Here is a 12,327-nt window from a genome sequence, read left to right as displayed (position 1 = left end):
CATGATCCAGACCCTGCTCGTCGCCAACCGGGGCGAGATCGCCTGCCGGATCTTCCGCACCTGCCGCCGGCTCGGCATCCGGACCGTCGCCGTCCACTCCGACGCCGACGAGAACGCGCTCCACGCGCGCGTGGCGGACACGACGGTACGGCTGCCGGGCGCGGCACCCGCCGAGACGTATCTGCGCGGCGACCTGATCGTGAAGGCCGCGCTCGCCGCCGGCGCGGACGCCGTGCACCCGGGCTACGGCTTCCTGTCGGAGAACGCCGACTTCGCCCGTGCCGTCCTCGACGCCGGCCTCACCTGGATCGGGCCGCCGCCGGAGGCCATCGAGGCGATGGCGTCCAAGACGCGTGCCAAGCAGCTCATGGGGCTCGAGCCGCTCGGCGAGGTGACGGAGGCCGACCTGCCGGTGCTGGTGAAGGCCGCCGCGGGCGGCGGCGGGCGCGGCATGCGGATCGTGCGCCGCCTGGAGGAGCTCCAGGGCGCGCTGGAGGGCGCGCGAGCCGAGGCGGCGAGCGCGTTCGGGGACGGCGAGGTCTTCGTCGAGCCCTACCTGGAGAACGGCCGCCACGTCGAGGTGCAGATCCTCGCCGACACCCACGGCACGGTGTGGCCGCTCGGCACCCGCGACTGCTCCCTTCAGCGCCGCCACCAGAAGGTGATCGAGGAAGCGCCCGCCCCGGGCCTTCCCCAGGCACTCACGGAGGAGCTGTACACACTGGCCGTACGCGCCGCGCGCGCCGTCTCCTACACCGGCGCCGGCACCGTCGAGTTCCTCGTCGCCGACGGCCGCGCGCACTTCCTGGAGATGAACACCCGCCTCCAGGTCGAACACCCCGTCACCGAGGAGGTCTTCGGGCTCGACCTGGTCGCCGAGCAGATCCGCGTCGCGGAGGGCCACGCCCTCGCCGGGGAGCCCCCACGCGCGCGTGGCCACGCGATCGAGGCCCGCCTCTACGCCGAGGACCCCGCCCGCGACTGGGCTCCGCAGACCGGCACCCTGCACCGCCTCGCCGTCCCCGACGGCGTCCGCCTGGACACCGGCTTCACCGACGGCGACGAGATCGGCGTCCACTACGACCCGATGATCGCCAAGGTCGTCGCGCACGCCCCCACGCGCGCGGAGGCGGTCCGCGCCCTCGCCGGCGCGCTGGAGCGCACGCTCGTGCACGGCCCGGCCACCAACCGCGACCTGCTCGTCCGCTCGCTGCGGCACGAGGAGTTCACGTCCGCCCGCATGGACACCGGCTTCTACGACCGCCATCTCGGGGAGCTGACCGCACCGGCCCACGACCCGCTCGCCCCGCTGGCCGCCGCCCTCGCCGCCGCCTGCGGCCGCTCCCGCTTCGGCGGCTGGCGCAACCTGCCCTCCCAGCCCCAGGTCAAGCGGTACGCCCTCGCGGGAGACGAGCACGAGGTCCGCTACCGGCACACCCGCGACGGGCTGGCCGCCGAGGCGGACGGGGTGCGCGTGGTGCGCGCGGAACCCACCCGCGTGGTGCTGGAGGCGGACGGCGTACGGCGCACGTTCGACGTCGCCCGCCACGGCGACAAGGTGTGGGTGAACGGCACCCATCTCACCGCCCTGCCCCGCTTCCCCGACCCGGCCGACCAGCACGCCCCGGGATCCCTGCTCGCACCGATGCCGGGCACGGTCGTCAAGATCGCGGACGGTCTCATCACCGGATCGAGTGTCCAGGCGGGAGAACCGCTGGTCTGGCTCGAAGCGATGAAGATGCAACACCGCATTTCCGCACCGATCACGGGGACCTTGACGGCCCTCCCCGTGACGGAGGGACAGCAAGTGGAGGTCGGCACGCTCCTGGCCGTCGTGGAGCAGGGCGCCCCGTAAGGGGCGCGGGGGACTGCGCGAGCAACCCCATACAACCCGGACCCGGAGGACGACAATGACCACCCTCATCGAACCCGAAGAACACAAGGCCCTCCGCGAGGCAGTCGCGGCGTTCGCCAAAGCCCACCAAGACTCCGCGAACGTATGGCAAGACGCCGCCAAACTCGGCTACATCGGCGTCAACCTCCCGCAGACCTACGGAGGCGGCGGGGGCGGAATCACCGAACTCTCCCTCGTCCTCGAAGAACTCGGCGCTGCCGGAAACCCCCTGCTCATGATGATCGTCTCCCCGGCGATCTGCGGCACGGTCATCGCCCGCTTCGGCACCGAGGCCCAGAAGCAGGAGTGGCTGCCCGCGCTGGCGGACGGTTCCCGCCTGATGGCCTTCGGCATCACCGAGCCCGACGCCGGCTCCAACAGCCACCGCATCACCACCACCGCCCGCCGCGACGGCGACAGCGGCGACTGGCTGCTGACCGGCCGCAAGGTGTTCGTCTCCGGCGTGGACATCGCCGACGCCACCCTCATCGTCGGCCGCACCGAGGACGCCCGTACGGGCCGCCTCAAGCCCTGCCTGTTCATCGTGCCGCGCGACGCCCCCGGCTTCTCCCGCCGCCTGATCGACATGGAACTGAACGCCACCGAGAAGCAGTTCGAGCTGGTCCTGGACGAGGTGCGACTGCCCGCCGACGCCCTCGTCGGCGACGAGGACGCCGGACTGCTGCAACTGTTCGCCGGACTGAACCCGGAGCGGATCATGACGGCCGCGTTCGCGATCGGCATGGGACGCCACGCCCTCGCCAAGGCCGTCGAGTACGCCCGCGACCGCACGGTGTGGAACACCCCCATCGGCGCCCACCAGGCCATCGCCCACCCCCTCGCCCAGGCCCACATCGACCTCGAACTGGCCCGGCTGATGATGCAGAAGGCCGCCCACCTCTACGACGCGGGGGACGACGTGGGGGCCGGCGAGGCCGCCAACATGGCGAAGTACGCGGCCGGGGAAGCCTGCGTGAAGGCCGTCGACCAAGCGGTGCACACCCTCGGCGGCAACGGCCTCACCCGTGAGTTCGGCCTCGCCCGGTTGATAACGGCGGCGCGTGTGGCTCGTATTGCCCCCGTGAGCCGGGAGATGATTCTGAACTACGTCTCCCACCAGACCCTGGGCCTGCCCAAGTCGTACTAGGCGACCGCACTGGAGGAACCGTGTTCCGCAGCGAGTACGCAGACGTCCAGCCCGTAGACCTTCCCATTCACGAGGCCGTGCTCGGCCGGGCCGCCGAGTTCGCGGACACCCCCGCACTCGTCGACGGCACCGACGGCACCACCCTCACCTACGAGCAGGTGGACCGCTTCCACCGGCGCATCGCCGCCGCGCTCGCCGAGGCCGGGGTACGCAAGGGCGACGTACTCGCCCTGCACAGCCCCAACACCGTGTTCTTCCCCCTCGCCTTCTACGCCGCCACCCGCGCCGGCGCCTCCGTCACCACGGCACACCCGCTCTCCACCGCCGAGGAGTTCGCCAAACAGCTCGCCGACTGCGCCGCCCGCTGGATCATCACCGTCTCCCCCCTCCTCGGCATCGCCCAACGGGCCGCCGAACTCGCCGGCGGGATCGCGGAGATCTTCGTGTGCGACCAGGTGTCCGGCCACCGCTCCCTCATCGACATGCTCGCCTGTGCCGCCCCCGAGCCGTCCGTCGCGATCGACCCGGCCGAGGACGTCGCCGCGCTGCCCTACTCCTCGGGCACCACCGGCATCCCCAAGGGCGTGATGCTCACCCACCGGCAGATCGCCACCAACCTCGCCCAGCTGGAGCCCGCCATCACCACGGGCCCCGGCGAACGCATCCTCGCGGTCCTGCCGTTCTTCCACATCTACGGGCTCACCGCGCTGATGAACGCGCCCCTGCGCAAAGGCGCCACCGTCGTCGTCCTGCCCCGCTTCGAACTGGAGACGTTCCTCGCCGCCCTCCAGAACCACCGCATCACCGGCCTGTACGTGGCCCCGCCGATCGTGCTCGCCCTCGCCAAGCACCCGCTCGTCACCCAGTACGACCTGTCGTCGCTGAAGTACCTCATCAGCGCCGCCGCCCCCCTCGACGCGGCCCTCGCCGCCGCCTGCTCCCAGCGCCTCGGACTGCCCCCCGTCGGCCAGGCCTACGGCATGACCGAACTGTCCCCCGGCACCCACGTCGTCCCCCTGGACGCCATGGAGGACGCCCCCGCCGGCACCGTCGGCAAACTCATCGCCGGCACCCAGATGCGCATCGTCTCCCTCGACGACCCCGACAAGGACCTCACCACCGGCGAATCCGGCGAGATCCTCATCCGCGGCCCCCAGGTCATGAAGGGCTACCTCGGCCGCCCCGACGCCACCGCCGCCATGATCGACCCCGACGGCTGGCTGCACACCGGCGACGTCGGCCACGTCGACGAGGACGGCTGGCTGTTCGTCGTCGACCGGGTCAAGGAACTCATCAAGTACAAAGGCTTCCAGGTCGCCCCCGCCGAACTCGAAGCCCTGCTCCTCACCCACCCCGGCATCGCCGACGCCGCCGTCACCGGCGACCACGACACCGACGGCAACGAGATCCCGCACGCACACGTGGTCCGCCGGCCCACCGCCGCCGACCTCACCGACGGCGAGGTCATGATGTACGTCGCCGAACGCGTCGCCCCCTACAAACGCATCCGCAAGGTCACCTTCATCGACACCGTGCCCCGCGCCGCCTCCGGCAAGATCCTGCGGCGCCGGCTCAGGGAGCGCCCATGACCGCCACCGTAGGCCGCACCCGCACCCGGGGAATCGAGACCCTCAGCCTCGACTCCCCGGACACCCGCAACGCCCTGTCCGCGACCCTCGTCACCGCCCTCGCCGACGCCCTCACCGACTGCGCCAAGGACCCCGACGTCCGCGCCGTCGTCCTCACCCACACCGGCTCCACCTTCTGCGCCGGCGCCGACCTGCGCGACCCACCCCACCCCGACGCCCTCGTCGGCCTGCTGCGCCAGATCCTCGAACTGCGCAAACCCGTCGTCGCCCGCGTCACCGGCCACGTCCGCGCCGGCGGCCTCGGACTCCTCGCCGCCTGCGACCTCGCGGCCGCCACCACCACCTCCACCTTCGCCTTCACCGAGGTCCGCATCGGCGTCGCCCCCGCGGTGATCTCCCTCTCCGTGATCCCCCGCGCCGACCCCCGCGCCCTGGCCCGCTACTACCTCACCGGCGAACGCTTCGACGCCCCCGAAGCCGTACGCGTCGGCCTGCTCACCACCGCCGCCGACGACGTCGACGACGCCCTCACCCCCATCCTCGACGGCCTGCGCCGCTCCTCACCCCAGGGCCTGGCCGAGACGAAACAGCTGCTCACCACTAGGGTGCTGGAGACATTCGACCGGGACGCGGCCGACCTGACCGCACTCTCGGCCCGGCTGTTCTCCTCCGCCCAGGCCCAGGAGGGGATGACGGCCTTCCTCCAGAGACGGGACGCAGCATGGGTGGTGTGACCACATGAGCACGACGGCGGACGACGACCGCGTGCCCAGGGACCGCGACCGCGCGCCCAAACAGGACCGCAGCCGGGCCACCCGGCAGCGGCTCCTCGAAGCCGCCGTGGCCTGCCTCGCCGAACACGGATGGGCAGGCTCCACGGTCTCCGTCGTCGCCGAACGCGCCGGCGTCTCCCGCGGCGCCGCCCAGCACCACTTCCCCACCCGCGAGGACCTGTTCACCGCCGCCGTCGAATACGTCGCCGAAGAACGCTCCCTCGCCCTGCGCGCCCTGTTCCCGCAAGGCGCCGCCGCGGACGACCGCCGGGCCGTCGTCCAAGCCCTCGTCGACCTCTACACCGGCCCCCTCTTCCGCGCCGCCCTCCACCTGTGGGTCGCCGCGTCCAACGAGGACCAGCTGCGCGGCCGCGTCACCGAACTCGAGGCCCGCGTCGGCCGCGAAACCCACCGCATAGCGGTCGAACTGCTCGGCGCCGACGAATCCCGCCCCGGCGTCCGCGAAACCGTCCAGGGCCTCCTCGACATGGCCCGCGGCCTCGGCCTCGCCAACCTCCTCACCGACGACACACCCCGCCGCGAACGCGTCGTGACCCAGTGGGCATCCCTCCTGGACACGGCACTGCGCTGAGAACGCGACCGACGCGGTACCCGGCGCATCAGGGACTGAGCCGCTCCACCCGCCAGCTTCCGTCCGGCTCCGCGACGTAGCGCAGGCGGTCGTGCAGACGGTTCTCACGGCCCTGCCAGAACTCCACCGTCTGCGGCGCCACCCGGAAACCACCCCAGTGCGGCGGCACCGGCACCTGCTCGCCCTCCGGGTAGCGTGCCTGGAGCTCCGCGTACGACGCGTCCAGCTCCGCCCGCGAGACGATCACCGTGGACTGCGCACTCGCCCACGCCCCGAGCTGCGAGCCGTGCGGCCTGGTACGGAAGTACGCGGCCGTCTCCTCCTTCCCGGTGCGCCGGGCCACGCCCTGCACGATCACCTGCCGGGCCATCGGATGCCACGGGAAGAGCAACGACACGTACGGGTTCTCGGCCAGCTCACGCGCCTTGCGCGAGTCGTAGTTCGTATAGAAGACGAAACCCTCTTCGTCGAACCCCTTCAGCAGCACCGTGCGGGAACTGGGCCGCCCCTCGGCGTCCGCCGTGGACACGACCATCGCATTCGGCTCGAACAGATGCGCCCGCTCCGCCGCCTGCCGGAACCAGCGCGCGAACTGCTCCACCGGCGTGGCGGCCAGGTCGCACTCGGCCAGGCCCTCGGCGCGGTACTGCTTGCGCATGGCGGAGGGATCGGGGGAGGGACCGAGGAAGGCGGCGTCGTGGTCGTTCACGCGAGCATCTTGCCGTATCGACCGCCCGGCCGTACGGCGAAAAAACCAGACCATGGCACTGAGTGCCGCGAGATCTCCCCAAAGGTGGCACTCGGGGATAGGCTGGCCCGCAACCCGGTTGGGTGACCGTCGACCCCACGGGGCATCACCAGGGTGACCATCGACCACCACCACGAGGAGCCGCCTGATGTCCGACTTCGTACCCGGTCTCGAAGGAGTCGTCGCATTCGAGACGGAGATCGCCGAACCGGACAAGGAAGGCGGCGCACTCCGCTACCGCGGCGTCGACATCGAGGAACTCGTCGGCCACGTCTCCTTCGGCAACGTCTGGGGACTCCTGGTCGACGGAGCCTTCAACCCCGGCCTGCCGCCCGCCGAACCCTTCCCCATCCCCGTCCACTCCGGCGACATCCGCGTCGACGTCCAGTCCGCGCTCGCCATGCTCGCCCCCGTCTGGGGCCTCAAACCCCTCCTCGACATCGACGTCGACCAGGCCCGCGACGATCTCGCCCGCGCCGCCGTCATGGCCCTGTCCTACGTCGCCCAGTCCGCCCGCGGCCAGGGCCTGCCCATGGTCCCCCAGCGCGAGATCGACAAGGCCCAGTCCGTCGTCGAACGCTTCATGATCCGCTGGCGCGGCGAGCCCGACCCCAAGCACGTCAAGGCCGTCGACGCCTACTGGACCTCCGCCGCCGAGCACGGCATGAACGCCTCCACGTTCACCGCCCGCGTCATCGCCTCCACCGGCGCCGACGTGGCCGCCGCCCTCTCCGGCGCCGTCGGCGCCATGTCCGGCCCCCTCCACGGCGGCGCCCCCTCCCGCGTGCTCGGCATGATCGAAGAGATCGAACGCACCGGCGACGCCGTCGGCTACGTCAAGAAGGCTCTCGACCGCGGCGAACGCCTCATGGGCTTCGGCCACCGCGTCTACCGCGCCGAGGACCCCCGCGCCCGCGTCCTGCGCCGCACCGCCCGCGAACTGGGCGCACCCCGCTTCGAGATCGCCGAAGCCCTGGAGAAGGCCGCCCTCGAGGAACTCCACAACCGCCGCCCCGACCGCGTCCTCGCGACCAACGTCGAGTTCTGGGCCGCCATCATGCTGGACTTCGCCGAAGTCCCGGCGCACATGTTCACCTCCATGTTCACCTGCGCCCGCACCGCCGGCTGGTCCGCGCACATCCTCGAGCAGAAGCGCACCGGCCGCCTGGTACGCCCCTCCGCCCGCTACGTCGGCCCCGGCCCCCGCAGCCCCCAGCAGATCGAGGGCTACGAGGACATCAACGGCGTCCAGCACTGACCTCGGCACCCGGCCGGCCAGGCCGTCCTCGGCACCCGGCCGGCATCACGCGGGGCTCAGCAGCCCCGCGTGATGCCGCTCGGCCACCAGCGGATGCGCCCGCAGCTTGCCCTTCAGCTCATTGAAGCCGTACTCCGCGAACAGCGGATTGTCCGGATCGTCCGACACCCCCGGCGCCACCACCGCGTGCGGGAACGGCAGCGGCTCCACCCGCGCGTCCAGCCGAGGGTTGTAGAAGAACGGCACCGAGAACCGCTCGGTCGCCCCGGGCGGCGACACCACCCGGTGATTCGTGGCGAGCAGATACCCGTTCGTCGCCACCTCCAGCAGCTCACCCAGGTTCACCACGAACGCCCCCTCGATCGGCGGCACGTCACGGAAGAACCCGTCCTCCCGCTGCACCTGCAACCCGCCCACCTGGTCCTGCAACAGCAGCGTCAGAAAGCCGTAGTCCTTGTGCGCGCCCACCCCCTGACCGGCACCGTCCCCCGCACTGCCCGGATAGCGCACCAGCTTCAGATGCGGATGAGCGTGCTCCCCGAAGACCGGGTCGTAGAACCCGCCCGGAGCACCGATCGAGACGAGCAGCTCACGCAACAGCCGCTCCGCGACCCCGCTGAGCCGCTCGATCCACGCCAGCGCCGCCTCCCGCAGCTCCGGCAACCCCGCCGGCCACTGATTGGGCCCCTGCAGCCACCAGTACGGCGGCTCACCCGGCCCCGGCACCCGCGCCGGCCGCTCCGCCCCGATGTCCAGCTGGTCCCGCCAGTCCTGCCGCCCACCGGTCAGCTCGTCCCCGGTGCGCGTGTAACCGCGGAAGTGCGGCGACTTCACGTTGTCGATGGCCAGCCGCTCGGCCTCCGGCAGGGCGAAGAACCGCCGCATGGCCCCCACCAGCCGATCCGTCTCCTCTTGCGTCACCCCATGCCCCACCAGCTGGAAGAACCCCACATCATGGGCGGCACTGTGCAGCTGTGCGTGCAGCAGCGCCCGCGCCTGGGGCCCGCGGTCGGCGGCGGAGAGATCGATGATCGGCAGTTGCTGGTACGTCATTTGACACGTCCGTGGGTGTACGGAGCCCGCGCGAACCGCTGAGGGTGGGCGAAGACGCACGGGTGCCTGGGCGAAGAGAGGAAACGCAGAAAGCGGAAGAAACGCGGCTGGACGACTCAGAGGGAGCGTCGACAGCCCATGCTCGTGACGCGGACGTAGTCCACGTGGCGGCGTCGAACGAGCGAAAGCATGCGCCCAGAGTACTGCGAGGTGAAAAAACCCACGGCAAAGCCGCCGTAAAACGCAGACGACCCGCGAGTCTGGTTCCTCCAAGGAGGAGCCGGCCGGACGTACCGGCGACTCGCGGGTCGGGTGACTGCTCGGGATTGGGCCGGCTGCACGCATCTGTCACGTGCCGGCCAGGCACCGCACTGAATGTGGTGACGGGCCGCTAGCCCGCAGCCACCTCACGCGTCCGGGATTCACACATGTACCGGATCACCTCCTTTCGGTGTGCGCACCACCCTAGGAAGCCCTGTCCGGCACATCAACTGTTTTTTCGCGACGTTCATCGCGACGCTTCCAGGCGTGTGCTGTCTGCGTAGCCGTCGCCGCGCTGGAGAAGCCTCAGATGCAAGTGAGAGACGTTGATCCGGCCCTCCGGCGTCATGAGCCTGTGCTGCCCCCCGGCGCGGGCCGAGATCCTTCCGGTCCACGTGCCGGCCCACTTGCCGGTCGGCATGACTTTCGGTCGGAGAGCGAGTGACCTCCCTTCATGTGTATGCGGGGCGCGCTGGTGGCGCGGATTGCTTGTGTGTGCCGAACGCCCGGGGACCCGTCATTTCGTGAGAACTGTCGCCATCTTTCGAACGACTGGCCGATCGAGCTGCTAGGTCGTGCCGGCAAGGCGATGGCACGGAGTCATCGGCCGAGCGATCGCGAGTCGGCCGTATTGACACCGCACTGGTCCAGACCGCACCGTGATCCGCGGTAGGGGTCGTGGATGCGAAGGAGCCGCGCGGATGAGCGACAAACTGGCCGGTCAGTTCTTCGACGCCGCGATCGGGCTGCTGCAGCGTGTCCGTGACGAGGAGGCGGAGGGGATCCGGGCGGCCGGCGTGCTGCTGGCGGACACCGTGGCCGCCGGGGGGAACCTGTTCGCGTTCGGAGCGGGGCATTCCTCGCTGGCCGCGCAGGACGTCGTCTACCGGGCCGGTGGGCTGGCGCTGATGAATCTGCTGGCGGTGCCCGGTGTGGTCGGCGTCGACGTCATGCCGGCGACGCTCGGTTCGGCGCTGGAGCGGGTGGACGGGCTGGCGAGCGCGGTGCTGGACAGTTCGCCGGTCCGGGCGGGCGACGCGCTGGTGATCATCTCGCTGTCCGGGCGCAACGCGCTGCCCGTGGAGATGGCGATGAACGCCCGCGCGCTCGGTGTGAAGGTCATCGGTGTCACGTCGGTGGCGTACGCGGCGCAGACCAGGTCACGGCACGTGTCGGGGACGTATCTGAAGGACCACTGCGACATCGTGCTGGACTCGAAGATCGCGGTCGGGGACGCGGAGTTGTCCGTGGAGACGATCCCGGCGCCGTTCGCGCCCGCCTCCACGGTCGTCACGAGCGCGCTGGTGCAGGCCGTGATGGCGACGGCGGCGGGTGCGCTCGCCGACCGCGGTGTCGAGCCGCCGCTGCTGCGCTCGGGCAACGTCGACGGCGGCCACGAGTGGAACGGGCGGATCCTCGACGAGTACCGGGACCGGATCTTCTACCGGCGCTGAGCGGCTCAGCCGTTCTTCGTGACCTCCGCCAGGTCCAGGGCCATCGCGATGTGCGCGGCCACGTCCTCGGCGAAGGCGATGTCGAAGCGTTCGAAGGCGGTGCGGCCGCTGCCGCGCAGGAACGTCACCACGCCGAGCGTGCGGCCCCGGCTGCGCAGGACGGTGCACAGGGCGTGGACGGTGTCCGCCGGCCACTGCCGTTCCTGCGCCCACGCGGCCGCTTTCTCGGCTGCCACGGCGCCGGCGGCGGCCCGCACCGAGCCGGCGCGGTCCACGCTCTGCAGGGCCGGGTGGCCTTCGCCGTAGCGCACGGGCAGGCCGGCCGGTGTGTCGAGCCGGCTGGGGCCGGGCGCGCCGGAGGGGGTGGCGGCGACGCGGATGAGCCGGACGGGTGCGGCGGCCTCGGCGTCGGCGACGGGGCCGCCGGCGAGGCGGTCGATGAGGGCGTGGTCGGCGAAGCCGGCGAGGGCGAAGTCGAGGTGGACGGTGGCGGCCTCGGCGGGGTCCTCGCACTCGGCGGCGGCGCGGGCGGCGCGGTGCAGCTGGTTGGTGCGGAAGCGCAGCAGTGACGCTTCCTGTTCGGTCTGTCTGGCCTCGGTGACGTCCTGGAAGAGCCAGCCGACTCCGAGCGGTACGGGTTCTTCCGCGAGGGGGCTGGCGAGCCGGACGAAGCCGCTGCGCCAGCAGCGTCGCCGGTCGCCCTCGGGGGTGCGCACACCGACCCAGATCTCGGCGGGGGCGGGTGGGGTGCCTTCGGCCAGGACGTGGGTGAGCGCGCTCTCGAGTTCTTCCACACCCTGGGAGAGCAGGTCGCCGAGGGGCCGGCCGAGCACGGAGGTGCGGCCGGTGCCGAGGGCCCGCGCGGCGTGCGCGTTGACGACGGCGGGCCGCAGGTCGGCGTCGACGAGGACGACGCCCCAGGAGGCGTCCTCGAACAGGGCCTCGCTGAGCGCGATGGAGCGCTCCAGGTCGATCTGGGCGTGCACCTCGCTGAAGGCGCAGTACACGCCGGCGGGTTTGCCGTCGGGGCCGCGCACGGCCGCGGACTGGGTGCGGACGAGGACGCGTCCGCCGTCCTTGGTCAGCAGCGCGAACTCGTGTACCTGCCGCCCCGGCGCGTTCATCGCCGACAGCAGGCGCGTCTCGACCTCTTCCGCGTCGGCGCTGCGCACCGCCCAGCCGGCGAAGCCCTGCCGGCCGACGGCTTCGGCGGCGCTCCAGCCGAGGATGCGCTCGGCCTCGCGGTTCCAGTGCGTGACGACGCCGTGCGCGTCGAAGGCGCACAGGGCGGCGTCCATGCCGTCGAGCAGCGCGGCGAGCAGATCCGCGCCGTCGCGCTCGGGCGGCTCGGGCTCGCCGGGCCCGAGTTCGTCGGTGGCCCCACTACGCCGGGAAGCACTCACCTGGACCCCCTGCTGCAGGCTGCGTCCGCACGTACCGAGCGACGGTTCGCTCAGTGCAATCATTCAACTTGAACGTGACGCAGCACACACCGGGTTCCCACAAGATTGAAGGAATCGTTGTACGGCGGAAAACCGACGGCGAACGGCTGCTGAGC

General features: G+C 71.6%; 10 protein-coding genes. 7 read left to right on the top strand and 3 right to left on the bottom strand.

The window, feature by feature from the left end:
• Position 1 precedes the first annotated feature (1 nt).
• From ACZ67Q_RS23065 to ACZ67Q_RS23045, 5 genes are read left to right on the top strand one after another with little or no spacing between them, the layout of a single operon-like run.
• On the top strand, positions 2-1,855 hold the full coding sequence (locus ACZ67Q_RS23065) for an acetyl/propionyl/methylcrotonyl-CoA carboxylase subunit alpha (RefSeq protein WP_471185118.1): 1,854 nt from the start codon (positions 2-4) through the stop codon (positions 1,853-1,855).
• A 55-nt stretch (positions 1,856-1,910) separates the two neighbouring features.
• Positions 1,911-3,041, top strand: coding sequence for an acyl-CoA dehydrogenase family protein (locus ACZ67Q_RS23060; protein ID WP_471185116.1), 1,131 nt, complete (start codon positions 1,911-1,913; stop codon positions 3,039-3,041).
• Positions 3,042-3,061: 20 nt separating this feature from the next.
• On the top strand, positions 3,062-4,630 hold the full coding sequence (locus ACZ67Q_RS23055) for a 4-coumarate--CoA ligase family protein (protein WP_471185113.1): 1,569 nt from the start codon (positions 3,062-3,064) through the stop codon (positions 4,628-4,630).
• A complete protein-coding gene (locus ACZ67Q_RS23050) occupies positions 4,627-5,364 on the top strand; it encodes an enoyl-CoA hydratase family protein (RefSeq protein WP_471185111.1) in 738 nt (245 codons plus the stop codon). Before ACZ67Q_RS23055 ends, ACZ67Q_RS23050 begins: the two co-directional genes overlap by 4 nt.
• 4 nt (positions 5,365-5,368) lie before the next feature.
• Positions 5,369-5,995, top strand: coding sequence for a TetR/AcrR family transcriptional regulator (locus ACZ67Q_RS23045; RefSeq protein WP_471185109.1), 627 nt, complete (start codon positions 5,369-5,371; stop codon positions 5,993-5,995).
• Between the two features lie 28 nt (positions 5,996-6,023).
• Here the strand turns inward: ACZ67Q_RS23045 and pdxH are convergent, their stop codons facing one another.
• Positions 6,024-6,653, bottom strand: coding sequence for a pyridoxamine 5'-phosphate oxidase (gene pdxH / locus ACZ67Q_RS23040; RefSeq protein WP_471185505.1), 630 nt, complete (start codon positions 6,651-6,653; stop codon positions 6,024-6,026).
• A 238-nt stretch (positions 6,654-6,891) separates the two neighbouring features.
• Between pdxH and ACZ67Q_RS23035 the strand changes: the two genes are divergently transcribed.
• On the top strand, positions 6,892-8,001 hold the full coding sequence (locus tag ACZ67Q_RS23035; RefSeq protein ID WP_471185106.1) for a citrate synthase 2: 1,110 nt from the start codon (positions 6,892-6,894) through the stop codon (positions 7,999-8,001).
• Positions 8,002-8,046: 45 nt separating this feature from the next.
• Here ACZ67Q_RS23035 and ACZ67Q_RS23030 read toward each other — a convergent pair whose 3' ends face one another.
• Positions 8,047-9,054, bottom strand: a complete 1,008-nt coding sequence (locus ACZ67Q_RS23030) for an isopenicillin N synthase family dioxygenase (protein WP_471185104.1) — start codon at positions 9,052-9,054, stop codon at positions 8,047-8,049.
• 962 nt (positions 9,055-10,016) lie between these two features.
• On the opposite strand from ACZ67Q_RS23030, the gene ACZ67Q_RS23025 reads away from it, so the two are divergent.
• On the top strand, positions 10,017-10,769 hold the full coding sequence (locus ACZ67Q_RS23025; RefSeq protein ID WP_471185102.1) for an SIS domain-containing protein: 753 nt from the start codon (positions 10,017-10,019) through the stop codon (positions 10,767-10,769).
• A gap of 5 nt (positions 10,770-10,774) precedes the next feature.
• On the opposite strand, the gene ACZ67Q_RS23020 is transcribed toward ACZ67Q_RS23025, so the two are convergent.
• Positions 10,775-12,172, bottom strand: a complete 1,398-nt coding sequence (locus tag ACZ67Q_RS23020; protein ID WP_471185099.1) for a PAS domain-containing protein — start codon at positions 12,170-12,172, stop codon at positions 10,775-10,777.
• Between the last annotated feature and the right edge of the window lie 155 nt (positions 12,173-12,327).

It is taken from the genome of Streptomyces sp. NPDC036813, from assembly GCF_055609245.1.
This window is presented reverse-complemented; position numbering and strand designations above follow the sequence as displayed.

What these genes read in the sequence shown, in the direction of transcription:
- ACZ67Q_RS23065 (WP_471185118.1), top strand. Translation starts at nt 2, where the DNA reads ATGATCCAGACCCTGCTCGTCGCCAACCGGGGCGAGATCGCCTGCCGG.
- ACZ67Q_RS23060 (WP_471185116.1), top strand. Translation starts at nt 1,911, where the DNA reads ATGACCACCCTCATCGAACCCGAAGAACACAAGGCCCTCCGCGAGGCA.
- ACZ67Q_RS23050 (WP_471185111.1), top strand. Translation starts at nt 4,627, where the DNA reads ATGACCGCCACCGTAGGCCGCACCCGCACCCGGGGAATCGAGACCCTC.
- ACZ67Q_RS23045 (WP_471185109.1), top strand. Translation starts at nt 5,369, where the DNA reads ATGAGCACGACGGCGGACGACGACCGCGTGCCCAGGGACCGCGACCGC.
- pdxH (WP_471185505.1), bottom strand. Translation starts at nt 6,653, where the DNA reads ATGCGCAAGCAGTACCGCGCCGAGGGCCTGGCCGAGTGCGACCTGGCC.
- ACZ67Q_RS23035 (WP_471185106.1), top strand. Translation starts at nt 6,892, where the DNA reads ATGTCCGACTTCGTACCCGGTCTCGAAGGAGTCGTCGCATTCGAGACG.
- ACZ67Q_RS23030 (WP_471185104.1), bottom strand. Translation starts at nt 9,054, where the DNA reads ATGACGTACCAGCAACTGCCGATCATCGATCTCTCCGCCGCCGACCGC.
- ACZ67Q_RS23025 (WP_471185102.1), top strand. Translation starts at nt 10,017, where the DNA reads ATGAGCGACAAACTGGCCGGTCAGTTCTTCGACGCCGCGATCGGGCTG.